The following is a 23723-nucleotide window of genomic DNA, read 5'->3' as shown; positions in this document are numbered from 1 at the left end:
GCTCAGTGAGGGCGCTGTGCGGGCGGTCAGGCGTCGAAATCGACTGTTATCTGTTCACCGACAGGAAAGGTCTGGCAGGTCAGCACGAAACCCGCGTCGACTTCGTAGTCTTCGAGTGCGTAGTTCCTGCGCATCTCGATATCACCGCAGGTGACCTTGGCGCGGCAGGTTCCGCACACTCCGCCCTTGCAGGCAAAGGGCAGATCCGAGCGGTACTGTTCAGCCGCATCGAGAATCGACTGGTCGCGTGGCAACGTCGCGGTGGTCGATCGACCGTCGAGAGTAATAGTCACCTCGCTGCTCGGTCCGACAATTCCGCGCTCACGATGCACTGCGACCGGCGGAGCGACGTCGTCGACGTAGAACAGCTCGTGATGGATGCGATCCTTGGCAATTCCCAAGCCGGCCAGCACTTCCTGGGCGTCGTTGACCATCCCGAAGGGGCCACACAACCAGAAGCCGTCGACTTGGTCGCACGGCACGAGAGAGGTGAAGATCTCACGCAAACGGTCGGCGTCGAGACGGCCCGAGAACAACTCGACCTCCCGCGGCTCGCGAGAGAGAACGTGAATGACGTCCAGGCGTGCACCGTACCGGTCCTTCAGGTCGGCGATTTCTTCGGCGAACATCACCGAACGAGTACGCCTGTTCCCGTACAGCAGGGTGACATCGGCCTCGGGGTTCGCCAAAAGTGTTGCAGCGATGGAGAGCATGGGCGTGATGCCGGAGCCCGCCGCGATCAGAACGTGCCGTCCACCCAATGCCGGATCGGCGACAAAATTGCCCGAGGGGCCCTGGACGTCGATTTGATCCCCGGCCTTGACGTCGCGCACCAACCAGGTGGAGAAGAGTCCGTCTGCTACTTCGCGGACCCCCACACGTGGAGACGCCCCTACCGGTGCACAGATCGAGTAGGAACGACGGTGTTCGACGCCGTCGATCATCCGCCGCAGTGTCAGTGACTGCCCGGCGCCGAAATCGAATTGATCGGCGATATCGGCAGGCACGTCGAAGGTGACGGCAACTGCGTCGTCGCACAGTGATTCGACACCGGCGACCGTCAACGGGTGAAATGGTTTGTTCCGGTTCGTCGTTGCGGTACTCATCTGTTCAGATCTCCTTCACGTGATCGAACGGCTCGAGGCAGTCGAGGCAGCGATACAGCGCTTTGCACAGGGTCGCACCGAATTCCGAACTCAGTCTGGTGTTTGCCGAACCGCACTGGGGGCAGAGGATGTCGCGGGGCTTGGCCGTCAACGTCAATGCGATCGGCCCCGAGGTGCGGCGCGGCGCTGCCCCCGGCACCGAGTACCCAGCCGTCCGAAGTTTCGCGAGCCCCTCTTCGCTGATCCAATCCGAACTCCAAGGCGGCGACAGTTGAGTCTTGATCCGGACGCTGCCGTAGCCCGCATCGTTCAGCTTGTGCTCGATGTCGTCTCGCATCGTCGCCATCGCGGGACACCCAGAATAGGTGGGAGTGATTGTCACACAGACGAAGTTCGCTTCGACGTCGACCGATCGGATGACGCCGAGGTCGGCCAGAGTAAGCAATGGCATCTCCGGATCCATCACCGAGGCGACGATCTCCTGCGCGGAAGAGACGGTGGTGGCAGCCACGGTCACCACACCCCTTCCGGGTGCTCCCGAGCGACGCTCTGCATTTCGGCAAGAAGTAGTCCCAGCGCCCCGGTGTGCAGTCCGGCACGTCCACCGCGGCCGCCGACGAAACCGGAGAAACGTGAAGGGGGCTCTTCCATTTCGGCCGCATGGAGGACCTGGGCAAGAACAGCGTCGAACTCCGGCCGAACAGTACGCGGATCCACTCCGACGCCAACTTCTGCCAAAACGAGTTCGTCCTGGGTGGGAACAAAGAGTTCGTCCACGAACGGGAAGATCTCGAGCAGGGCGTCGGCCGTCCGACGCTTGGATTCTGCCGTGCCGGCGCCCAAGGTGACGACCCATCTTGCCGCGTAGTCGCGGTGATAGGTCAGTTCCTTGACACCTTTGTTCGCCACAGCTGCGAGAACCGGATCGCGCGACATGCGCAGCCGATCGAACAGCGCCAGCCGCCAGGTCGAGAACACGAGTAGCCGAACGACCGTGTGCGCGAAGTCGCCGTTGGCGAGTTCCACCAGTCTCACGTTGCGGAACCCGAACTGATCACGAAAGAAGGCGAGCGCATCTTCGGCCGGCACCGGCGACGTATCCGAGATGAACGGAACCACAGTGGAATCGGCTGCTGCCGCGCGAGCCAGCAGCAGCCTGGCCTGCCCGATCAAGTCCAGGCCGACGTTGGCGAGAGCTACCTCTTCTTCGAGTTCCGGTGCTCGCGTGGACCATTCGGCGAGTCGTTGCGAACTGACGAGCGCGTCGTCACCGAGCATGAGGCAGTAGCGCGCCAGCGCACCGAGATCGACGTCGCCGGGCACCGTGGTGTCGACTCCGGCGAGGGGGTCGTCGAAGCTGGTTCCGAACGCCCACTGACCGTGGCCGTCACCGTCGACCAGGCCGTCGTAGGCACTGTCGTGATCGTTCATCTGTTGGTCCTCGAAGTCGAAGTGATTCTCACATGTGGGGAACGGAGTCCGGGATGTCGTAGAAGGTCGGGTGCCGGTAGACCTTGTCGCCGCTCGGCGCGAAGAACGGATCCTTTTCTGCCGGACTCGAAGCCACGATTTTCGCGGATGGCACGACCCAGATACTCACGCCTTCGTTACGTCTGGTGTAGACGTCGCGCGCGTGGCGTAGCGCCATCTGGTCGTCTGCCGCGCGCAGGGATCCGACATGCACGTGGTTCAGTCCGCGCTTTCCCCTCAGAAATACCTCGTACAAAGGCCATTCGCCCCGCACCTGATCGCCCTGTACCTGATCGTTCTCGCTCATGATGTTTCCCCAGTCGTGCGATCGTGCGCGAGTCTCTCGCGCTGTGCAAAGGCGTAGGCGGCGTCGCGAACCCAGGCCCCGTTATCGTGTGCGGCTTTCCGATTGGTGATCCGCTCGACGCTCGCCGCTCCGTTGCCGCGGACCACATCCATGAATTCGCTCCAGTCCGGCTCGCCGAAATCGTGTGCGCCACGCTCGGGGTTCCAGCGCAGGTCGGGATCAGGGAAGGTCACACCGAGTATCTCGGCCTGCGGTATCGACATGTCCACGAATCGCTGCCGCAGTTCGTCGTTCGTGTGCCGCTTGATGCGCCACTTCATCGACTGCTCGGTGTTCGGCGATTCGTCGTCCGGCGGTCCGAACATCATCAGAGCGGGCCACCACCATCGGTCGACGGCTTCCTGCACCATCGCACGTTGAGCTTCCGTGCCGCGCATCATTGTCGCCAACAACTCGAAGCCTTGCCGCTGATGGAACGATTCCTCCTTGCACACACGGATCATCGCGCGCGCATACGGCCCGAAGGAGCTGCGGCACAGCGGAACCTGATTGCAGATAGCGGCTCCGTCGACAAGCCAGCCGATCACACCCACGTCGGCGTAGGTCAGCGTCGGATAGTTGAAGATCGAGGAGTACTTCTGCTTTCCCTCGATCAGTTTGGTGGTCAGATCGCCACGATCGGCACCGAGCGTCTCGGCCGCGGAGTAGAGATACAGACCGTGCCCGGCCTCGTCCTGGACCTTCGCCATCAAGATCGCCTTGCGTCGCAACGAAGGCGCACGGGTGAGCCAGTTTCCCTCGGGCTGCATTCCGATGATCTCGGAGTGCGCATGCTGGGCAACCTGACGAATCAGAGTCTTGCGGTAGCCGTCCGGCATCCAGTCGCGAGGCTCGATGCGCTGGTCTGCCGCGATCGTCTCGTCGAACAGGTTCTGCAGGTCTTGTGGAGCTTCCACGTTGGTCATCGTACCTACCTTTTATTACCGAATGATCGGTTGGTAACTAGTATGCACCGAGGTGTCCCAGCGCACAAGAGAATCTTTCGACGCACCAGAAATCAGCGGCCCTCGAAAACCGGCTTCTGCTTCGACAGGAAAGCCGTGACCGCGCCTTGATGATCTGCCGTGGAACCCAGCTCCACCTGCGCGTTCGCCTCCGCCTCCAGCGCCTGGGAAAGCCCAGGAGCAACGGCACGGATCAGCGATTTCACGTGAGCGAAGGCCGCGGTGGGTCCGTCGGCAAGTCGACGGGCAAGTACCCGAGCCTCAGCTGCGACGTCCTCGTCGGCCACCACGCGATGAACCAAGCCCCACTCCAGTGCGCTCTGCGCGTCGAACTTGTCGCCGAGCAACATCAGGCCACTGGCACGGCTAGGTCCGAGCGCGTGCACGAGCGCATGACTGAGCCCGGAGTCACTGGCCAGACCGATGCCGGTGAATGCCGTCGCAAAGCTCGCGCGAGCCCCCACGACCCGGATGTCTCCGGCCAACGCGATCCCCAACCCGGCCCCGACGCAGGCCCCACCGATACCCACCACTACCGGGACAGAGAGCGTCGACAGCGCCGTGACGATGGGGTTGTAGTGCGCGGCGACGGTATCCATCGCGTGCGCCGGATCAGCATCCAACGCTGTCGCGTGCTCGCCCAGATCCTGACCGACGCAGAAGTTCTTGCCTTCGGCGAGAATCAACACCGCTCGAACGCCTGCGTCCGCGCGGACCTGCAGCAACGCTTCGAGCAGCTGAGACTTCATTTCGCCGTTGACGGCATTGGCTGCCTCAGGCCGGTCGAGAGTGATTGTCGCCAAACCTCGCTCGATCTCCAAGCGGATCACGTCAGTCATCGATGTTCCTTTCGCAGGCAGTTCGGTTCAGCTCCATGTGTGAAAACCCTGTCCCGTCTTGCGCCCCAACTCGCCGCGAGCCACCTTCTCTCGCAGCAATGCTGGAGGAGTAAATCGATCACCGAGAGTGCTCGCGAGGTGTTCGGCGATCGCCAGGCGCACATCCAACCCGACCAGGTCTGTCGAACGAAGCGGCCCCATCGGATGCCGGTACCCCAATTCCATGGCCCGGTCGATCGATTCCGCGTCCGCCACACCTTCTTCGAGCATGCGGATGGCTTCGAGCCCGAGACCGACGCCAAGCCGGCTGGTTGCAAAACCAGGTGAGTCGTTGACGAGCACCTCGGCCTTGCCGAGCATCGACACCCATGCCCGTACCGAGTCGACAACCTCGGGGCGGGTCTGAGGCGCCCGGACGATCTCGACCAACAGCGACGCCGGGACTGGATTGAAGAAGTGCATACCGATGAACCGGCTCGGATCCGTCAGCGCTGCGCCGAGTTCGGCGATCGACATGGAACTGGTGTTGCTGGCGATCACGGTGCGTTCTCCGGCAACGGTTTCCGCAGCGGCGAGCACCTCGACCTTGAGGGCCGCAATTTCCGGGACCGCCTCGACGATCAGGTCGAGCGACGGGGGTAAGGAGCTCACTGCGCCTACGACGCTCACGCGCGCGAGGACCGTCGCGGGATCCTGGTCGCCGAGTTTCCCTCGCTCGTGGGCGCGGTCGAGGCCGGTGGAAACACGCTGTAACGCTGCCTCGGAGTCGCCGCTCTCCGCGATGGTGACCGCCCCGCCGAGACCGGCGAACACCTGGGCGATACCTGCACCCATACGTCCACCGCCGATGACTCCGACGGTCTTCGGTGCAACTGCTTCAGTCATGATTTCTTCTCCAGGAAGGCCGTCATGCGATCGTGCTTGTCCGAACTCTCGAACAGGACAGCTTGGGCGATGTCGTCGGCAAACGGATGCGATCCCGGCGCGTCGACGATGATCTTCGTCAATCGCAGTGCCAGCGGGGACAGTCGGGAAATACGGTCGAGCAGCCGATGCGCTGCATCGACATGGCAGTTCGGTTCGGTCACCTCGACAACCAGGCCCGCTCGTAGCGCCTGCTCGGCGTCGAGGTTCCTGGCACCGAGGAGCACTTGCTTCGCGATCGAGACTCCGACGAGCTTCGGCAGCCGATAGCTGGCGCCGGCGGCTGCCATTATGCCGAGATTGGGCTCGGGATTACCGAAGACCGCCGTCGTTGTCGCGACGCGAATGTCACAGGCGTAGGTCAACTCTGCCCCGCCGCCGAGCGCATAGCCGCTCACGGCGGCCACGGTGGGCAGCGGGAGCTTTCCGATACGGTCGAACAGGGTCCGGTTGATACCCGCAAACGCTTCCTCTCGTCCGCGCGCTCGGAGCTCCGCGATGTCAGCGCCGCCCGCGAAGTGGTCTCCGCGCCCGGCAAGCAGGAGCAGCTTCGGATCCCGTTCGAGGCGTCCACAAACCTGATGCAGTTCGTCGATCATTTCCGCGTTGATCGCGTTGCGTTGCGCGGGCCTGTCGAGGGTGACCACGACGCGATCCTCGCGCTCGTCCACGTGCAGGGTGTTCACATTCGCTCCTTCTCGCTCTCTTACATTAATAACCGAACATTCGGTCGTTTGGCAAGGGTGAAAACGAGGTTGGTGCACAGCTTTGCCCGAACTGAGAAGATGGGGGCATGACTACGGCACGCCCCACTCGACGCACCGGCCTCCCCGGACGTCCCGGCTACGACCTCGATTCGCTCTTAGCCGTGGCTGTAAAGGTGTTCAACGACAAGGGCTACGACGGCGCCAGCATGGAGGTGCTCGCCAAGAAGCTCGGCATCACGAAGTCCTCGATCTACCACCACGTGTCCGGCAAGTCGGAACTTCTCGAACTCGCACTTTCGCGTGCACTCAACGCCCTGTTTGCGGTCACGACCGAAGAAGGCGCCACCACCGGTCCGTACATCGACCGGCTCGAATACCTGGTCCGGCGCAGCGTAGAGGTGCTGGTCGCAGAGCTTCCGTACGTCACCCTGCTCCTGCGCGTCCGCGGCAACACGACGGTCGAGCGGGCCGCACTCGCCCGTCGACGCGAATTCGACAACTTTGTCGGAGGCCTCGTCTCGTCCGCCGCAGCGGAGGGAGACCTGCGCCCGGACATCGAACCGGCCCTCGCCAGCAAGCTGATGTTCGGCACCGTCAACTCACTGATCGAGTGGTACAAACCCCGAGCGGGCGAGTCCGTCTCCGACATTGCCGACGCGGTCGTCGCCGTCACTTTCGACGGACTTCGCAAGGCCTGATTCCAGGCAGTTCTGCCGAATCCTTGACAACGCGGCGTTACCGGGCGATCGTAATTACCGACCGAACGTACGGTGAGATGGAGTTATCGTGAGCAGACTGTTGGAAAGCTATGTAGCCGGTCGCTGGTACGCCGCACCGGACGCAGGTACCCCGTTGCCGAGCGCAGTGGACGGATCAGAGGTGGCCCGGATCTCCGCAACCGGCGTCGACCTCGCCGAGATGGTTACGTACGCACGCGAGGTCGGCGGGCCTGCACTGTCTGCGATGACCTTCCATGAACGTGCCGGCGCGCTCAAGGCTCTCGCCCTCACGTTGATGGCAGGAAAAGCCGAGTTCTACGCACTCTCCACTGCCACCGGCGCGACGACGCGAGATTCCGGCGTGGACATCGACGGTGGATTCGGAACCCTGCTGAGCTACGCGAGCAAGGCTCGGCGCGAATTGCCCGACAGCACAGTCTTTCTGGATGGAAACGTCGAAGCTCTGGGCAAGGGCGGAACTTTCCTCGGGCAACACATCTATACGTCACGCCGCGGCGTCGCCGTACAGATCAACGCCTTCAATTTCCCGGTGTGGGGTTTCCTGGAGAAGCTGGCACCGGCATTCATCGCGGGTGTGCCGTCCATCGTCAAACCTGCCAGTTCCACGGCATATCTCACCGAACTCGTCTTCCGGCGCATCATCGAATCAGGCTTGCTCCCGGAGGGTTCCGTCCAACTGCTCTCCGGTAGTGCACGGGGCCTCCTCGATCACCTCGGCGGGCAGGACTCAGTGGCATTCACCGGATCCGCCGACACCGCCGCAACGCTGCGTGCTCACCCGAACGTCGTCGGCAAGGGCGTCCATTTCAATGCCGAGGCCGATTCACTCAACGCGTCGATCCTTGGCGAGGACGCCGTACCAGGAACGCCCGAATTCGATTTGTACGTCAAACAACTCGCCACCGAAATGACAGTCAAGGCGGGTCAGAAGTGCACGGCGATCCGGCGCGCCCTGGTGCCGGTCTCGCTGGTCGACGCCGTTGTCGATGCCGCATCCGAGCGACTGAACAAAGTGGTCGTGGGACACCCCGATGCCGACGGCGTCACGATGGGTGCGCTCGCCAGCATCGAGCAGCGCGATGAAGTCTTGAAATCCATTCGCGGTCTGACGAAGTCGGCAACTATCGTATTCGGAGACCCGGACAACGTCGACGTGGTCGGTGCCGACGGCCAGTCAGGGGCCTTCCTTTCCCCTGTCCTTCTCCGGGCGGAAGAGAATGCGCACGAGGTACACGAGCTGGAGGCCTTCGGACCCGTCAGCACCGTCATCGGATACGACGGCATCGATCATGCGATCGAACTCGCGGCCCGTGGCGAGGGAAGCCTCGTCGCCTCGGTGGTCACTGCCGACACCGACATCGCACGTCGACTGGTGCTGGGCCTCGCAGCTTTTCACGGCAGAGTGCTCGTCCTGAACCGCGACGATGCCAAGGAATCCACCGGCCACGGCTCTCCCCTTCCAGTCCTCGTACACGGCGGTCCGGGCCGTGCCGGCGGCGGTGAGGAGCTGGGTGGCATCCGCGGAGTTCTACACCACATGCAGCGGACGGCCGTGCAGGGCACACCCGACGTGCTCACCGCGGTCGGCGAGCGCTGGTTCACCGGGTCAGCGCGCACGACCGGATCCGAACATCCATTCCGAAAGAGTCTCGCCGAGTTGAAGATCGGCGACACCGTTGTCGGCGGTCCGCGCCAGGTCACACTCGCAGACATCGATCATTTTGCAGAGTTCACCGGTGACACCTTCTACGCACACACCGATCCGGTGGCCGCAGCGGCGAACCCGCTGTTCGGCGGCATCGTCGCACACGGCTATCTGGTTGTCTCACTCGCTGCCGGTCTGTTCGTCGACCCGGCTCCCGGCCCGGTTCTCGCGAACTTCGGCGTGGACAGCCTCAGGTTCCTGACCCCGGTGAAAGCCGAAGACAGCCTGACGGTCACCCTCACAGCCAAGACCATCACACCTCGCAGCAGCGCCGACTACGGTGAGGTTCGTTGGGATGCCGTGGTGACGAACCAGGACAACGATCCGGTCGCGACATACGACGTCCTGACTCTGGTAGCCAAGACTCGCCCCGAAGGGAATTGAAAGCACATGACCTATCGAGTAGCAGTATGTTACGGATGCCCCACCGATCCGGAGGCTTTCGACAAGTACTACAACGAGATCCACGTCCCGCTCGCCAGCGCAGTGCCAGGGCTCTCGGACTTCACGTTCAGCAAGTGCTCGACGATTGACGGCTCCGATCCAGTCTTCTACGCCGTCGCCAACCTGGTGTTTCCCGATCTCGAGACGATGCAGAGCGGCCTGAAGTCCCCGGAGATGGGCGCCGCTGGAAAAGATGTCGCAAACTTTGCCACCGGCACAGTCGACATGTACGTCCAGGAAGTTGTCTCGGTCCTCTAGACCCCTGCAATTCTCCGATCCCACAGGAGTTGTCTCGTGAGTACAGGAAGCATCACCGCCAGAGAGATGTTCGACGCGGACCAGGCGTCGCAGGCACTCGGTATCGAGATTTCCGAGCTGGCGCCCGGTAGCGCAACCGTGACCGTCACCGTGGGCGAAACCATGGTGAACGGTCACGGAATCACACACGGTGGTTATGTTTTCCTGCTCGCGGACACCGCGTTTGCGCTCGCCTGCAATGGCTACGAGGATTCAGCCGTTGCAGCGCGCGCGGACATCCGATTTCTACGTCCGACCCGTCTGGGCGACACCTTGACCGCGGTCGCCACCGAGAAGGCACGAGGCGGTCGAAGTGGGATCTACGACGTGACCGTTCGCAACGGCGACACCGTCGTGGCCGAGTTCCGCGGCGACAGTCGAACCATCACCCGCTGAAATTCAGCCCACGGTGTTTCAGCTCACGACGGGAAGTTCGAGGGGGCCGGAACCGTCGGCAAAGATTGTCACCGGCATACCTTGCAGTCCCCCACGGAAACTGATGTCGCCACCGGTGATCGCGAGACGCACGGAATGCCCTGGCTCGAATCGATGCACTATCGCCGGCATCGTCACCGGGACCGGCTGGGACGGATCACTGATGCGTATGGGCGCAATCAGTCCGTTGATCAGCGAGGAAGTTCCGTCCGGGGCCACGTCGTAGAGTTTCGCGAACACCACCGGCTGTCCGGGCGCCGCAACACGCAGCGTCAGAGTGGGAGCTCCCACCACGTCCATCGCCTCGGTCATCGGCGCAGTGGTCCAGAGCGCCTCGGTTCCCGGAATCTGTGCATTCGGAATGTTTCCGGCCGGATTGATATTGAGCGGCTCGACGCCTGTCGGCAGCCCACCCGGTGCCGTGACGATCGTCTTCGGACCAGGTACCACCGGCGTGCCGTCCGGCAGCAGTCCCCCGTCAGCGGACAGATGGAAGGCGCGGGCGGTCCCGACATCGACGGTGTCGGACGTCGCGTATGCCGGCGCCGCGTTTCCCTCGTAGTCGATCCAGTTACGGAAATACGCGAATTCCGGTCCCGTCTCCGTGTTCTCGTCCTTGAGGTAGTGATCGAACCAGTCCATGAAGCGACCGGTTTCGTATTGCGCGTCTTCGTCAGGAGCGGAGAAGCTGAATTCGCCGGGCGCAGCGGCCAAGTGGCTGTGCCCCCACGAATGCCAGATCATCTTGGCATCGACGCCACGATCCTTCAGCGCGTCGTAAGTCGCGGTTGCCTCGTTCAGATCGAACAGGGTGTCCTGTTGTCCCTGAGCAAGCAGTACCGGAATGTTGATCCGGTCGACGAACGACGAGACCGACGACGCTCGGAGCTCACTCACTACCTGCGGTCCGATGTCGCCGGTCACGACCGCCTCGGCGATCGCGTTGCACATGTAGGGGACGTAGTTCGGGCAGCCGGGTAGCCGTGCGGGATCCGCGATGTAGCCGTCCACACCGGGATTCGCGATGCCCGCGCCGAAGAGCAGCGATGCAAAGAGCACCTTCGCTGCTCCCGGCTCCGCTGTCGACACACCGGAGATGATTCCCGTGCTGTTGGGCGCCAGAGAATACGAGAGATCGTTCCAGGTGATCATGGGGATGATCGTGTCGATACGGGGATCGACACTCGCGGCGGCGAATTGAATGCCGCCGCCGTAGGAGCCACCCGTCATTCCGACCCGCGGGTCGTTCGTCGACGGTGCACCGGTGTGATCGACGGAGTCCTGTACCACCGCGGTGAGCGCCGGATAGGGCTGCGTCAGAGCCTGATCCGTGAAGGCAATCCCTTCTTGGCCGCCGAGGAAGCTGACCAACTGGGAGGCGGCGACGCCGTCGTACGCGGGAGAATCGAGTGTGATCTTGCAACTCGAGCCGCCGAAACCCAATCCCGAATACGTCAGTCCGACATACCCGTTCTCGGCGAAGTTCTGCAGCGCGGGAATCTGGTCCTTGTACGAACCACCGAACCCGTTGGTGGTCAGGATCGCGGGCGCTGGGTTGTCCGCATCGACGCCGTCTGGAACAAAAAGTTCACCGACGACGGTGCACGGCGTCGAGAGTTCAGGCCCGACATCGACCGAGAAGTACAGCAGCTGTGACGAATACGAGCCGTTCGGTGAATCCGCGAGCGCCGGCGGCGAAAAGCCGAGGGCACAAACCACGAGCGTGACGACACTGATCGCTATTCTCCGGCGCACCTGAAAACCGTACACCCGGATCTGTTCTCCACCAGCCTGATCGGGTGCGCGCCGCCGAAGTTTCCGCAGCAAAAGCTACGCCGGACGGGGACGACCTCTACTTGACCGTCAAGGTGCCGCGCATACTCGGGTGGTAGGTGCAGTGGAACGTGTACGTTCCAGGCTCGTTCGGCACCGTGATGGTTTCCGTCTCACCCGCTTCGATGTCCTCGTTGAACAACCCTGCGGTATCGGACGTGACCGAGTGCTCGACGGTGTCGTTGTTCTGAATGGTCAGTACCTGTCCGGGCATCACCGACTCCGGCGTCGAATATTCGAAACCGCTGATCACGATTCCCATCGACGACGCTCCCGGCGTCGACATACCCAGAGGCATGCTCGGCATCGACATACTGGTCGGCATGCTGGTCATCGGCATACTGGTCATCGCCATGCCGTCGTGATCGGCCGAATCGTTGTCCGACGAATCGTTGTTGTCACTGCACGCGGTCAGTGCGAACACCGCCAGGATCAGCGCTGCGAGCACTGCGAGAATCCGCTTCATTGCTTCGCCTCCTGCTCGTTCCCCCGCAGTCTGCTGATTACCCGCCGCCTAGGGGGCCAAACAGCTCCGATGTGGTGCCTGCGGCGCTGATAGTGCACGATTTCTGCACCAGCTCCACTCGCGGACCGACACTGAAGGAAACAGCACAGATGGCCAAGAGCAAAACGTCGAAGGCAGCCCAGCCGAAGGCGCCGAAGCCAGCCCAGCCGAAGGCTCCCAAGACAGCCCAGCCGAAGGCTCCCAAGACAGCCCAGCCGAAGGCTCCCAAGACAGCAGAGCCGAAGGTAGCCGAGAAGGCTCCTGCCGTTCTCTGGAAGGACCTGCCGGACGAGCACGACTACCCGGCGGCCCGCGATTACCTCCAGTTGGGCGCGACACCGGTTCAGGTCCAAGCTCTCGTGTACGCCCTCAAGACGGCGACGCTGGTCTCGAAGAAGGCCAAGGACATCCTGCGGGCCGCCGGGCTACCCCTGCTTCCGGTCGACAACCCGCACGTTGCTGCCGACCTTAAGAAGATCCGCAAGGGGATCGCGCTGTCTCCGATCCTGCTGGTGCAGGGAGACTTCCGCGCCGGAGTGCCGGCGCAGATCGCCGACGGCTACCACCGTGTCTGTGCGAGCTACCACGTGGACGAGAACACCGGCATCCCTGCAAAGATCGCTCCCTCGACAGTGACGTCGTAGGTCGTCGATGACCTTCGGCATCCTTGCCCTCGTCGCGCTGGCCGGCATCCTCGGTCCGCTGCTCGGCGCTCGCGTCAGTTGGCATGTCCCCGTGGTGGTCGGCGAACTTGCCGCGGGCGTCGTCTTCGGTGTCACCGGTTTCGGGCTGCTCGACTCTTCGGACCAGACTTTCACGTTCCTGGCCGATATCGGGTTCGCGCTCACGATGATGGTGGCCGGCTCACACGTCCCGGTCCGCGATCCGGCAGTTCGTGCGGCAATCGGCAAGGGTGCCGTTCGCTCGGTTGTCGTCGGACTCCTGTCGGTGGTTGCCGGCTACGGTGCGGCGACGGCATTCGGCACCGGTCACGCCGCGCTGTACGCGGTCCTGATCGCGTCGTCGTCCGCGGCGTTGATTCTCCCCATCGTCGATTCGCTGGGGCTCGGTGGAACCTCGGTTCTGCAGATGACTGCCCAGGTCGCGATCGCGGACACCGTCTGCATTGTCGCGCTGCCTCTGGTGATCGATCCGGACAATGCCCCTCGTGCCGGTGTCGGCGCATTGGCGGTGGCGGCGTGTGCGGTTGCCTTGTTCTTCGTACTGCGAGCCTTCCACCGGTCCGGCCATTGGCGAAAGCTCCACAAATTCTCGGAGAAACGAAAGTTTGCACTCGAACTCCGGATCAATCTGGTGATCCTCTTTTCTCTGGCAGCGCTGGCCTCCAGCACTCACGTGTCGATCATGCTCGCGGGCTTCGCCTTCGGACTGGTCCTGGCCGCAATCGGTGAACCCCGCCGCCTCGCCAAACAACTCTTCGCGATCACCGACGGCTTCTTCGCGCCCCTCTTCTTCGTCTGGTTGGGAGCGGCGATCAATCTGCGCGACCTCGTCACTCATCCGTCCGCCATCTGGCTCGGATTGGTCTTGGGCGGAGCAACTCTCGTGGTTCACGCCGCGATACGCGTCCTCGGTCTTCCGCTCCCGCTCAGCGTGCTGTCCGCCGCACAACTGGGAGTACCGGTTGCCGCAGTGACGGTGGGCACTCAATTGGGGGTGATGGGCGACGGTGAACCCGCAGCCATCCTCCTCGCCGCCATGATCACGATCGGGGCAGCAACACTGGCTGGTGCTGCCGCGTCGAAAGCCGGTCTCACGAAGCCTGTTTGACCGCGGCCCGCTCCACCGTCATCAGGCTCTCCTCCGAATGTTCGGCGTGATACGCCGCGCCACCGCCGCGGACACCGAATAGCCGCTTGCTCCAGATCAGCCACACGACGGCGGCGACGTTCACCAGCAGCAGCCCGGCCCTCAACCACGTGATCTTCTCGGTCAATTCGTAGATTTCGAGGGGCAAGAACAAGCTGGTCGCCACCACTGCGAAGTACTCGCCCCAGCGTTTGACCATCCACAGCCCGACGGCCTCGATCACTTGCAGGCCGGCGTAGACCAACAGACCGACCGCGATCCAGGTGAGCGTCGTCGCCGACAACGAAAACGCCTGCTCGATGTGATGGACCAGTTTGGAATCGTCGATGTTCCAACCCAGCTGGCGGGCCAATGGTCTGATCAACGGCAATTCGTTCTCGAAGGCGTCCTCGACGCGCCCCTTCGACGATCTGAGTTTGAACACCCCGATCGCCAGAAGAACCAACCCCAGAGCGCGGAACATTCTCTCGGTGGCAAGAAGTCGCATGATCAACCGGTCGCGAAGCAGCCGTCCCCGCGGAACCTCGGGAGCGGCGTCCGCCGGCCCGGACGCTCGCGGCGCTCCCGGGACGAAGTTGCCGCAACGTAGGCACCGCCATGCCTGGCCCACCGCAGTGTCCACATGAAGTCGATCCCGCAGCTCAGGTTCGTCCGGAGCGTAGGTCTCGTGACCGTGCCAACTGCACGAGCGCAATGCGAAGTCCACGGGTGAACTCTATGCCGCATATGCCCGGTAGCGTGGATACCCGCTGACCGTGCACTTCGAACGATGAGGATTCCGATGACAACCACCAAGATCGAAACCCGGCATGGCGTCATGGCAGTCGACGACAGTGCCACCGATGGTTTCCCGGTTGTCTTCATCCACGGAAACTCGGCCAGCCGCTCCATCTTCCGTCATCAGGTCGACGCCGGCTGGGCGGGCGACTACCGCATGATCACTCTGGACCTGCTCGGCCACGGCGACTCCGAGGACGCGAGCGAACCCGAAGCCGCGTACACGCAGAACGGTTACGCCGACGCCATCGTCGATGTTCTAGCCGAACTCGGCGTCGAACGAGCGGTTGTCGTCGGGTGGTCGCTCGGCGGACACATCGCCCTCGAGTTGATCGCGAAATTCCCCGCGCTCACCGGAATCGTCATCACCGGCACGCCACCGGCAAATCCCGAGACGCTCGGCGACGCATTCAATGCCGGCGACGGATTGTCCATCGGCGGCACCGAGGTCATCACCGCGCAGGAAGCCGAACTCTACGCACGGATGACCGCCGTTCCCTTCGAGCAGTCAGCCCTCGACGCCGCGATACGCACGGACGGGCGCGCTCGCAAGATCATGTTCGACGCATTCGGCGCCGGCCGCGAATCGGATCAGAAGGCTCTGGTTGCAACGGCGTCTGTGCCACTCGCGGTGATCGACGGCGCCGAGGACCCGTTCGTGAACACTTCGTATGTCGCGTCGTTGACCTTCGCGAATCTCTGGGAGGGCACCTACCACGTGATTCCCGGTGTCGGGCACGCAGCGTTCTGGGAAGCACCCGAGATCTACAACCCACTGTTGCAGCGGTTCCTCGCCAGTTTCGCGAAGTAACCAGCTGGGCGCCATCGGTGTTCGGATCGTCGACTGTCAGCTCGACAAACGCCTGGAGACGTGTGATGAGCGCCGAGCCCTCGGGACACCTCGTTAGAAAGATAGAGGAACCCCTTTAAAGAGAATCGCGATCCCCCCGATGGAACACATTTTGGTTGCCTTCCAAATATTAGTCACCTAATTCAAGGACCTTCGTCCCATTTATTCTTGACTGCACCCAATGAGTTATGCATCCACGAATCGCGACGGATACCATTCGAACGATTTGTGACAGGCGACTTAATTCGCCGATGACTTCAGAGGGGCCTGTCCGTGACGACGACTGTAACGCGCACCAGACGTAGCAACAAAGCAGACAGCAGGACACGTGCGTCGCAATTTCGTCCAGATATCGAGGGCCTACGGGCAATCGCGGTCCTCTTCGTACTCGTCTGGCACGCCGGAATAAGTTGGCTACCAGGAGGTTTCGTTGGCGTCGACGTATTCTTCGTCGTCTCAGGTTTCTTGATGACCTCTATTCTGCACCGCGAAATGGTCAATAAAAGCACTGTCTCGGTAAAGAACTTCTACGCTCGACGCGCTAGGCGGCTAATTCCGGCCAGTTTGGCAACGCTTGTATTCACAGGAATCGCTACTTATCTGATACTTCCACAGACGCGGTGGTGGGATATTGGACTTGATATCGCGTCCGCCGGAAGTTACATCGTTAACTGGCGACTTGCGGAACGGTCTGTCGACTACCTCTCCGAAAACTCCGCACCTAGCCCTGTCCAACATTTTTGGTCATTGTCCGTGGAAGAGCAGTTCTACATCTTTTGGCCGATCCTGATAATAGCGATCGCTTGGATGGTGAAGAAGATTCATGGCAACGCAACCCGATGGGTTTTCGGCGCTCTCTCGATCATCGCCATTGGATCGCTTGCGTGGTCCGTCTACCTCACCAACTCCGATCCTGGTCGCGCGTACTTTGTCAGCACTACCCGACTCTGGGAATTGGCGCTCGGCGGTCTCGTCGCACTCTCGATCCCACTCGCTGCCAAACTGCCTACCGCCGCTGCCGCTGCCATGTCCTGGTTGGGCGTTGTGGGCATTCTCGGAACAGGACTCCTTCTGACGACGGCCGTACCCTTCCCGGGATTCATCGCACTGATCCCTACGGTGTCGACCGCTCTGGTTCTCGCTTCCGGCCCCGCTGCCGGGACTGCGGGTCCAGTTCGAATTTTCAGTAACAGGACGATCCAGTGGATCGGTGGATGTTCGTACTCGATGTACCTCTGGCACTGGCCCGTGCTGGTCATCGGTGGATACTTCATCACCGACGGACTACGCGAAACGACGGTGACAGAGGGAATCACTCTGGTCGCTCTGTCAATACTTCCAGCGTGGCTGTCGCTGAAAATGATCGAAAACCCGGTCCGCGATGCCGCAAGAATCAAGGATTCAGTAAAGAACTCGCTCTATCTTGCATTCTTCGGGATCGCGGCTTGCCTGATCGTCGGCATGATTCTCTCACTCGCCGGTCCACGTCCAGCCACCGGAACCTACGTGTCGCAGTACGCCCCGGCCGGTAACAGCATGACCGATGCGAAACTCATGGGCGCGGAAGTGCTCGCACCATTACCTCGCGACGATGCAAACGGAGCACCTGTCGAATCTGTCGCCGAGATGGTGCCCAGCCCGGCCCAGATCAGAACCGACTATGACCGGTGTCCTGTCTCGCGGATCGACAGCGCCGAAGTCGTGGCCTGCGAACTCGGAAATCGCACGTCCCCAAAGCGAATCGTTCTGGTCGGCGATTCACATGCCCAGCAATGGATCCCCTCCCTCACGCTGCTTGCAGATCGGGAGAATTGGTCATTGACTGCCTACATTCACGACGCGTGTCCCTTCAAATCGGGCACTGTATTGCGGGACGGAAAGCCGTACGTCGACTGCATGACATGGAACCGTGAAATCAGCGACCGCCTACTCGCCGGGCCAATGCCGACCATGCTTCTCACGAGCAGCATGGGGACCGGCACGGACGGCAGTGGTTCGAACGCAATAGCGGCTGCATTGCAACCATTCGCAGACAAAGGCGCAAAAGTCGTTTTGATTCGAGACACGCCGAAGCCTGGAATCGATCAAGGCGAGTGCATTTCAGCGAATTTGAAACAACTGACGAAATGCGCCCGCCCCCGCTCGGAAACTTCCGACGCGCTGGGAAGAGAACAGATCGCCGCGTCGCCAGCCGTTGGTGGATCGGTGCTGGTTGATCTCAACGACGCAATCTGTCCGACCGATCAATGCGCGGCCGTGATCGGTGGCGTCGCAGTCTATCGCGACAGTAACCACATCACGTCCACCTACGCTCGAACCCTTTCGTCCAGGTTGTTAGAGCAGCTCCCTCAGATCTGAACCGAACGGAATTTGTCCAATGCTTCGTCGCGCTGGGCGCGGTGCTCGGTGCGCACGGCGTGAGAAGGTCTCGTACGCGAAAAGTCGTATCGTTCGCGACCGCCTCGAACAACGCACACAGCAGTTCGAAGAAGGCTTGAAACAAGCATCGAGTAAGCGCTCGACTCGATAAGAGAACCTCTTCCCCGAAAAAAATCGAACCGGTGGAACCGGTCGAACACAGATTTTCTCTTTACCTAAATTCAAGGCAAAATAGACAGCATGCCGAGCCCTGTCATCGCCTCCGAAGGGCACAGTTCTTGGCAAACACTTCACGAATGGTTCAACGAACCACACGACTACGAGTGGATAAAGCACCAGAGATCCGGCCGAGCAATCATTCCGATCTTCCGAACCTTGCTCGGAATGATGACGATCATCTTCGGACTCTCCGCGTTCTACAAATTGATCGGCCCGGATACGCCGCCGACCACTCCCGGCAAAGCACTTTCGATTTTCATGATCTGCACGTGTGTGGGAATCGCCGCATGCTGGTTCACACAACCATTTCCCGGACGCCGGGGGTTGCTTGCATTCGGGATATTCGCAGATCTCGGGATCGCGGCCGCAGTCCTTCTGGTGCCGGATCGCTCGTCCGCGACGTTCGGTTGCACCGTCTTCGCGGTCACCGGAACCTTTGCGACTCTTTTTGTCAGCGCAAGGTGGCTTGTCGCTCATGTCGTTTGGTCGACGACCATCACGACTACCGTTTTTGTTCTTGCCTATCTAGAAGGCGACGTCGATATCACGACGCTTCTGGCCCGTGGCACCGTTCTTTTCGGAGCTGTCACACTCGTTCCCATTTTTGCGCACCTGACCTGGCGCACTCTCTACCGCGATGCCCAGTATTCGGACCGGGATCCCCTCACTGGCCTGTTCAACCGTCGGGGACTGGAGGGGGCAGTCGGCGATCTCTTCGAGAGCACCCGAGACGATTCTTCGTCTCTCGCTTTCGTCGTCGTCGATATCGACAAATTCAAGACGGTGAATGATCTTCACGGTCATGCCGAGGGCGATCATGTCATCAGAAGAACCGCGAACCGATTGAGCACACATCTCGGCGAACACGGAATCATCGCTCGTACGGGCGGAGAAGAATATCTGGCTGTCATTGCCGGTGATCCCGAATCGACAACCCTGTTGATCGAAGGGATAAACGCGGCGCTGTCGGATTGTTCCGACGCGATCCCCACAACGGTGAGCGTCGGAGCTGTGATGATGACCGCCGAATCGAAGGCGTGGAGCGGCGGTGCTTCCGCAATCCTGGCGGCGACAAACGTCGCGGATTCGATGATGTATCAAGCGAAAGCGGCAGGCGGTAATACGATCCGCTCGGCTCAGATCTGATTCACAGCCACGTAAGTGGGTGGACGCTGCGCCCGGTTTCCGTGTCCGTGGCGGCAAGATACACATCGACGCGCTCAGCGGTCAGAGCCTTGCTGATGTGATAGCCCTGGACCAGGTCACACCCGACCCACTGAACGCGGCGGAACTGCTCGATGGACTCGACGCCCTCGGCCAACGATTTCATACCAAGGGCCGCGGCCAATTCGACAATGGACTTCACCACGGACATCTTCGGATCGTCCGAGTCGGTGACCAGCATGCGATCGATCTTGAGAACGTCGATTGGAAGTCTCTGGAGCGTGGCGAAGGAAGAATAGCCGGTGCCGAAATCGTCGAGCGCGACGGTAACCCCGAGCTCACGCAGCTTGTAGAGATCCCGGATCGCGCGATCGTCCACAACACCTGTCTCGGTGATTTCGAGCTGCAGCAGATGCGGAGGCAAGCCCGAATCCGTCAGAGCTTTCTTCACCATCGCGCCGAACTCTCGCGACACCAACTGCACTGGCGAAACGTTGACCGAGACACCGATTCCGGTCGGCCACCCCGCAGCAGCCGCGGTCGCCATCGCCATCGCCTGCGCGCCGAGGGGAATGATCATTCCGGTTTCCTCCGCCACCGAGATGAACTGGCTGGGCCCGATGAGGCCGCGACTGGGATGGTTCCACCGTAGAAGAGCCTCGAAGGCCACCACTTCACCGGTCTGAGTGTCGACCTGAGGCTGATAGTGGAGATCGAACTGCCCTTCCTCGATCCCTCTGTCCAGCTCGTGGAGCGCAGTCGCCCGCGCCGATGCCCTCGCCCGCAGCAGCGGTGAGAACTTGCCTACTCGATTGCGCCCCGTCGACTTCGCTTCGTACAGAGCCAGATCCGCCAGCATCACCAATCCGTCTGCGTCTGTTGAATCCTCGGGCGCGCTGGAGTAACCGATCGTGGCCCGCACTTCTATTCGATTGCCTTCGACGAAGAATGGTTCGTGCAGCACTTCCAGGTACCGATCGAAGATCACTCCGGGATCGTCGCGCGACGACGTGCAGACGATCAGCCCGAATTCGTCGCCGCCCATCCGCGAGCACATGTCCGAACCTACGACCTTGCGCAGGCGTTTCGTGACTTCGAGAAGTAATTGGTCCCCGATCGGATGTCCAAGGGTGTCGTTGACCGATTTGAAATTGTCGAGGTCGAGAATCCCGACGAGAACCTGCTTGTCCGGCGCCCGAGAATTGATCGCTTCCTCGAGCGCCACACCGAACGCACGACGGTTCGGCAACCCGGTCAACGAGTCGGTGGCCGCAAGCCGAAGGATCTCCTGCTCGTGGACATACCTCTCCGTGATGTCGGAACCGACACCGCGCCAACCCAGAATCACGCCGGATTCAAGGACCCGTGGATTACCGGAAAGAGACCACCAGCGTCGCCTACCGTCGACATGCACCGGCACGACGGTGTCCCGGAAGGGGGCACTCGATTCGAGTTTGTCGATCATCTGGGCCGCGGCCGCACGCCCCTCCGGACTCGACGCGATCTGGAGTCTGGTGAGGAGTTGCCCGAAGGTGAGTTGCTGCAACTCGTCCACCGTCATACCTGCGACCTCGGCGAGACGTGCCGAGGTGTGGGAGAACCGGCCGTTGGTGTCGCACTCCCACAGCCAGTCGCGGGAACCGCCTTCGAAACCGTCGAGCAACAACGCCACCGTCTGACGCTCGGATTCCGCCTGAAACTCTGCGAGACAACGTCTCTGGAACGAGGCTGACAGATAGACCGCCCCTACGGTGAGCGCAAACATGTAGATGCACAACTGAATCGCAAGTACGCGAAAGTGGGGTTCGGCGTGGACGATGAGAACAGTGAAGACGCCGAGGCCGTGAATGTAGATCCAGGTCAGGCTCACCGATCTCAGACTGGAGAACGTCACGGTCCCGGCGCCCATGATTCCTGCCATCGTCGCGATCAGAACCAAGTCGCGGAAGACGTCCATGTCGTGAAAGAGCAGGGCAAAAAGTGCGACGTCTAGGGTCGCGACAACGATCACTTCGACGAGCAGACCCACGTAGTCGTAGCGCGGTGTGTGCTTCGACGGTCGCCAGCGAAGCGGTATCCATACTCGAATCGAATTCGCGAGGACAAGAAAGATGAGGGCGCCGCCCAACCACCTGAGCGTCTGACGTCCAGGCGGGACGGTGTAGGTCAGAATCACGACCAAACTCGCCATGTACGCAAGATTGGCGAACGGCGCGACGGCCGCAGCCTCGTCGATCTGACGGCGAAACAGGCTGTTGCAGTCGGTCTCCGAAGCAGGATCTTGCCGACTCAATCGACTCAATCGACTCAGACGGTTCATCAGTGAGGCATCCCGACACCAGCGCAGGCGCCATCAGCGGGCGTCGAATCCGCTCGCCTGGCCATCCGAACCTCCCCTGGCTCCCCACCGAACCCTTATCCGGTGAAACGTCAGTGTTTCAGACTCGCTGCTTGTTTCCTTCACAACGGTAGCCATCTGACGAATCGATTGTGCGCAGATCACTATATCCAGAGGTCGTTCCGTCGATCGTCCAGGTCGATCCGCGATTGCTGATTCTTAGCTCGAACCACGTTTGTCGCCGACCGCGACGCGGGGGATTCGAGCGGTCGGGAACAACGCGGCGATTGCGAGCAGCGCTGCCACGGCAAAGGCGACACGCAACGCGTCCAGCCTGGCTTCTTCGTTCACGTCCACGATCGCATCCGCCGTGGACTCGGCGACGCCGGCGTCACTGAGAGCGGATCGGAGTTGCGTCGTCGACAGGAACGGCACCCCCGAGGCCATGTCGGTGCTCGCTTGCTGCTGCACCGATGTCGGAACCGCCGGATTGTCTTCGATTCCGGCGATCGCCGACGTCGTGAGAGTGGCAATGAGAACCGATCCGATCAGGGCAGTTCCCAAGGAAGCGCCGAGGTTGGTGGCGGTGTTCTGCAACCCGCCGACCTCGGTACTGCGCTCGTCCGGGACCGAGGACACCGTGACGGCTCCGAGCTGCGAAGACAGGCACCCCAAGCCGAAACCCATGAACAGCATGGGAATCATCACGATCGCCGCATTGGCGCCCGGGTCCATGCCTGCCACGAGCATCAGAATGCCGACGACCATGACCAACAATCCGACTCGGACCACGCGCCGCGGGTTCGCGGTAGGACGTAGCTTCGGAATACCGATCGCCGCCACGACGAGCGCCGCCGACAACGGCAGGATGCGAATTCCGGTCTCGAGAGCGCTGAGCTCCAGAACTACGGACAAGAACAAAGGAACCGCGAAGAACACGCCCGCCTGCACCAGAAACTGCGCGAAGAACATCGACAGCCCGCCACTGAGTTCGCGGTTTCGCAGCATCGCCGGATCGAGCAGAGGCTCCTTCCCCGCAGCGGCCAGGCGACCCTCCCATCGCAGGAATCCGTAAACGACAAGGAGCCCGACGATCAGCAGCCACACCACCGGAGACAACCCCACCAGTTGCGGCCCGCCAGGTTTGGCCTGTACCCAACCCCACTCGCTCGAACGCAGAACACCGAAGACGATCATGCCCAGTCCCACCACGGACAGGATCGAACCGAAGTAGTCGAGGCGCGACTTCGACGGTGGGACGTCGACCACCTTGCTGAGCACCAGCAAGATCAGGACAACGATCACGACTTCGCCGACGAACACGTAACGCCACGACGCAAATGTCGTCGCCGCGCCGCCGATCAGCGGCCCCACTGCCACGGCTATCGCGCCTGCTGCAGCGACGAGGCCGTAGGCCCCCGGACGCTTCTCCGCCGGGAAGTTGGTGGCGACGAGCGCAACGATCGCGGGCATGATGAGCGCCGCGCCGACGCCTTCGAGGAACGACCACCCGATCAGCAGGACCACGAGATTCGGAGCGAGCGCAGTCGTCAGAGACCCAGCGCCGTAGATGACCAAGCCGAGTGCGAAGGCTCGGCGACGGCCCATCATCGAACCGACTTTGCTACCCGTGATCATCAGAGTCGCCATGACCAGGGTGTACAGCGTGATCGCGGTTTGAATGCCGGTGATACTCGTGCCGACGTCCTCGGCGACGGTCGCCATCGAAACATTCATGACCGAGCTGTCCAGGGTCATCAGGAACTGGCTGCTCGCCAACACCGTGAGAACCAGCCCCGAACCCGCCTGCGTAGTCGAACCAGCAACCTGTCCGTCACCCATCGTGCGGG

22 protein-coding genes are annotated in these 23723 nt (G+C 61.7%); 9 read left to right on the top strand and 13 right to left on the bottom strand.

Going from position 1 to position 23723, the window contains the following annotated elements; translation table 11 throughout:
* Window positions 1-26: 26 nt before the first annotated feature.
* The 8 genes from paaE to EEB12_RS17755 form a co-directional block, all read right to left on the bottom strand.
* The gene (gene paaE, locus EEB12_RS17790) at window positions 27-1106 is read right to left on the bottom strand and encodes a 1,2-phenylacetyl-CoA epoxidase subunit PaaE (protein WP_070795522.1); all 1080 of its coding nucleotides are present in this window, start codon (window positions 1104-1106) and stop codon (window positions 27-29) included.
* Between the two features lie 4 nt (window positions 1107-1110).
* Window positions 1111-1569 (bottom strand): 1,2-phenylacetyl-CoA epoxidase subunit PaaD, encoded by a 459-nt coding sequence (gene paaD, locus EEB12_RS17785; protein ID WP_046380078.1) that lies wholly within the window; start codon window positions 1567-1569, stop codon window positions 1111-1113.
* Between the two features lie 50 nt (window positions 1570-1619).
* Window positions 1620-2537, bottom strand: a complete 918-nt coding sequence (paaC, locus tag EEB12_RS17780) for a 1,2-phenylacetyl-CoA epoxidase subunit PaaC (RefSeq protein WP_007730623.1) — start codon at window positions 2535-2537, stop codon at window positions 1620-1622.
* A 28-nt stretch (window positions 2538-2565) separates the two neighbouring features.
* Complete coding sequence (paaB, locus tag EEB12_RS17775) at window positions 2566-2883, bottom strand: 1,2-phenylacetyl-CoA epoxidase subunit PaaB (protein ID WP_020909477.1); 318 nt, start codon at window positions 2881-2883, stop codon at window positions 2566-2568.
* Window positions 2880-3848, bottom strand: a complete 969-nt coding sequence (gene paaA, locus EEB12_RS17770) for a 1,2-phenylacetyl-CoA epoxidase subunit PaaA (protein ID WP_007730621.1) — start codon at window positions 3846-3848, stop codon at window positions 2880-2882. The genes paaB and paaA overlap by 4 nt, the downstream gene beginning before the upstream one ends.
* Window positions 3849-3940: 92 nt before the next feature.
* Window positions 3941-4726: an enoyl-CoA hydratase/isomerase family protein gene (locus EEB12_RS17765; protein ID WP_141488238.1), complete on the bottom strand. Its 786-nt coding sequence runs from the start codon at window positions 4724-4726 to the stop codon at window positions 3941-3943.
* Window positions 4727-4753: 27 nt separating this feature from the next.
* On the bottom strand, window positions 4754-5611 hold the full coding sequence (locus tag EEB12_RS17760; protein ID WP_141488237.1) for a 3-hydroxyacyl-CoA dehydrogenase family protein: 858 nt from the start codon (window positions 5609-5611) through the stop codon (window positions 4754-4756).
* On the bottom strand, window positions 5608-6336 hold the full coding sequence (locus EEB12_RS17755; RefSeq protein ID WP_029537162.1) for an enoyl-CoA hydratase/isomerase family protein: 729 nt from the start codon (window positions 6334-6336) through the stop codon (window positions 5608-5610). The genes EEB12_RS17760 and EEB12_RS17755 overlap by 4 nt, the downstream gene beginning before the upstream one ends.
* Window positions 6337-6443: 107 nt before the next feature.
* Here EEB12_RS17755 and EEB12_RS17750 point away from each other — a divergent pair, with 107 nt between their 5' ends.
* From EEB12_RS17750 to paaI, 4 genes are all read left to right on the top strand, one after another.
* Entirely contained in the window at window positions 6444-7055 is a 612-nt protein-coding gene (locus tag EEB12_RS17750) for a TetR/AcrR family transcriptional regulator (RefSeq protein WP_019745762.1), read from the top strand.
* Window positions 7056-7143: 88 nt separating this feature from the next.
* Window positions 7144-9186 (top strand): phenylacetic acid degradation bifunctional protein PaaZ, encoded by a 2043-nt coding sequence (gene paaZ, locus EEB12_RS17745; protein WP_141488236.1) that lies wholly within the window; start codon window positions 7144-7146, stop codon window positions 9184-9186.
* A gap of 6 nt (window positions 9187-9192) precedes the next feature.
* Entirely contained in the window at window positions 9193-9504 is a 312-nt protein-coding gene (locus tag EEB12_RS17740) for an EthD family reductase (RefSeq protein WP_141488235.1), read from the top strand.
* A 66-nt stretch (window positions 9505-9570) separates the two neighbouring features.
* Window positions 9571-9939 (top strand): hydroxyphenylacetyl-CoA thioesterase PaaI, encoded by a 369-nt coding sequence (gene paaI, locus EEB12_RS17735; RefSeq protein WP_046380079.1) that lies wholly within the window; start codon window positions 9571-9573, stop codon window positions 9937-9939.
* An 18-nt stretch (window positions 9940-9957) separates the two neighbouring features.
* Here the strand turns inward: paaI and EEB12_RS17730 are convergent, their stop codons facing one another.
* Both EEB12_RS17730 and EEB12_RS17725 read right to left on the bottom strand, forming a co-directional pair.
* Window positions 9958-11748, bottom strand: coding sequence for a CocE/NonD family hydrolase (locus EEB12_RS17730; protein WP_046379476.1), 1791 nt, complete (start codon window positions 11746-11748; stop codon window positions 9958-9960).
* Between the two features lie 82 nt (window positions 11749-11830).
* Window positions 11831-12277, bottom strand: coding sequence for a cupredoxin domain-containing protein (locus EEB12_RS17725; RefSeq protein ID WP_029256507.1), 447 nt, complete (start codon window positions 12275-12277; stop codon window positions 11831-11833).
* Between the two features lie 320 nt (window positions 12278-12597).
* On the opposite strand from EEB12_RS17725, the gene EEB12_RS30875 reads away from it, so the two are divergent.
* The gene (locus tag EEB12_RS30875; protein WP_029256508.1) at window positions 12598-12960 is read left to right on the top strand and encodes a hypothetical protein; all 363 of its coding nucleotides are present in this window, start codon (window positions 12598-12600) and stop codon (window positions 12958-12960) included.
* 7 nt (window positions 12961-12967) lie between these two features.
* The gene (locus EEB12_RS17715) at window positions 12968-14107 is read left to right on the top strand and encodes a cation:proton antiporter (RefSeq protein ID WP_029256509.1); all 1140 of its coding nucleotides are present in this window, start codon (window positions 12968-12970) and stop codon (window positions 14105-14107) included.
* Here the strand turns inward: EEB12_RS17715 and EEB12_RS17710 are convergent.
* The gene (locus EEB12_RS17710; RefSeq protein WP_021331716.1) at window positions 14091-14852 is read right to left on the bottom strand and encodes a DUF2127 domain-containing protein; all 762 of its coding nucleotides are present in this window, start codon (window positions 14850-14852) and stop codon (window positions 14091-14093) included. The two genes, EEB12_RS17715 and EEB12_RS17710, sit on opposite strands and share 17 nt — an antisense overlap.
* 75 nt (window positions 14853-14927) lie before the next feature.
* Here EEB12_RS17710 and EEB12_RS17705 point away from each other — a divergent pair, with 75 nt between their 5' ends.
* The 3 genes from EEB12_RS17705 (at window position 14928) to EEB12_RS17695 (ending at window position 19517) form a co-directional block, all read left to right on the top strand.
* Window positions 14928-15734 carry an alpha/beta fold hydrolase gene (locus tag EEB12_RS17705; protein ID WP_141488233.1) on the top strand — a complete coding sequence of 269 codons (807 nt, stop codon included), beginning with the start codon at window positions 14928-14930 and terminating at the stop codon, window positions 15732-15734.
* 312 nt (window positions 15735-16046) lie between these two features.
* Window positions 16047-18131, top strand: a complete 2085-nt coding sequence (locus EEB12_RS17700; RefSeq protein WP_181447545.1) for an acyltransferase family protein — start codon at window positions 16047-16049, stop codon at window positions 18129-18131.
* Window positions 18132-18392: 261 nt separating this feature from the next.
* Complete coding sequence (locus EEB12_RS17695; protein ID WP_019745775.1) at window positions 18393-19517, top strand: GGDEF domain-containing protein; 1125 nt, start codon at window positions 18393-18395, stop codon at window positions 19515-19517.
* A gap of 1 nt (window position 19518) precedes the next feature.
* On the opposite strand, the gene EEB12_RS17690 is transcribed toward EEB12_RS17695, so the two are convergent.
* On the bottom strand, window positions 19519-21855 hold the full coding sequence (locus EEB12_RS17690; RefSeq protein WP_258537273.1) for a putative bifunctional diguanylate cyclase/phosphodiesterase: 2337 nt from the start codon (window positions 21853-21855) through the stop codon (window positions 19519-19521).
* Window positions 21856-22092: 237 nt separating this feature from the next.
* On the bottom strand, window positions 22093-23715 hold the full coding sequence (locus EEB12_RS17685) for an MFS transporter (protein WP_141488231.1): 1623 nt from the start codon (window positions 23713-23715) through the stop codon (window positions 22093-22095).
* Window positions 23716-23723: the final 8 nt, after the last annotated feature.

The organism is Rhodococcus sp. WS1, from assembly GCF_003797745.1.
GTDB lineage: Bacteria > Actinomycetota > Actinomycetes > Mycobacteriales > Mycobacteriaceae > Rhodococcus_F > Rhodococcus_F erythropolis.
Note: the sequence above shows the minus strand (reverse complement) of the source record. Positions and strands in the feature narration are given on the sequence as shown.

Bases quoted from the DNA above. Each gene is read 5' to 3' on its own strand.
- paaE (WP_070795522.1), bottom strand. From the start codon at position 1,106: ATGAGTACCGCAACGACGAACCGGAACAAACCATTTCACCCGTTGACG.
- paaA (WP_007730621.1), bottom strand. From the start codon at position 3,848: ATGACCAACGTGGAAGCTCCACAAGACCTGCAGAACCTGTTCGACGAG.
- EEB12_RS17695 (WP_019745775.1), top strand. From the start codon at position 18,393: ATGCCGAGCCCTGTCATCGCCTCCGAAGGGCACAGTTCTTGGCAAACA.
- EEB12_RS17750 (WP_019745762.1), top strand. From the start codon at position 6,444: ATGACTACGGCACGCCCCACTCGACGCACCGGCCTCCCCGGACGTCCC.
- paaD (WP_046380078.1), bottom strand. From the start codon at position 1,569: ATGGATCCGGAGATGCCATTGCTTACTCTGGCCGACCTCGGCGTCATC.
- paaB (WP_020909477.1), bottom strand. From the start codon at position 2,883: ATGAGCGAGAACGATCAGGTACAGGGCGATCAGGTGCGGGGCGAATGG.
- EEB12_RS17705 (WP_141488233.1), top strand. From the start codon at position 14,928: ATGACAACCACCAAGATCGAAACCCGGCATGGCGTCATGGCAGTCGAC.
- EEB12_RS17690 (WP_258537273.1), bottom strand. From the start codon at position 21,855: ATGAACCGTCTGAGTCGATTGAGTCGATTGAGTCGGCAAGATCCTGCT.
- EEB12_RS17685 (WP_141488231.1), bottom strand. From the start codon at position 23,715: ATGGGTGACGGACAGGTTGCTGGTTCGACTACGCAGGCGGGTTCGGGG.
- EEB12_RS17760 (WP_141488237.1), bottom strand. From the start codon at position 5,611: ATGACTGAAGCAGTTGCACCGAAGACCGTCGGAGTCATCGGCGGTGGA.
- EEB12_RS17765 (WP_141488238.1), bottom strand. From the start codon at position 4,726: ATGACTGACGTGATCCGCTTGGAGATCGAGCGAGGTTTGGCGACAATC.
- EEB12_RS17715 (WP_029256509.1), top strand. From the start codon at position 12,968: ATGACCTTCGGCATCCTTGCCCTCGTCGCGCTGGCCGGCATCCTCGGT.
- paaI (WP_046380079.1), top strand. From the start codon at position 9,571: ATGTTCGACGCGGACCAGGCGTCGCAGGCACTCGGTATCGAGATTTCC.
- EEB12_RS17740 (WP_141488235.1), top strand. From the start codon at position 9,193: ATGACCTATCGAGTAGCAGTATGTTACGGATGCCCCACCGATCCGGAG.
- EEB12_RS17725 (WP_029256507.1), bottom strand. From the start codon at position 12,277: ATGAAGCGGATTCTCGCAGTGCTCGCAGCGCTGATCCTGGCGGTGTTC.
- paaC (WP_007730623.1), bottom strand. From the start codon at position 2,537: ATGAACGATCACGACAGTGCCTACGACGGCCTGGTCGACGGTGACGGC.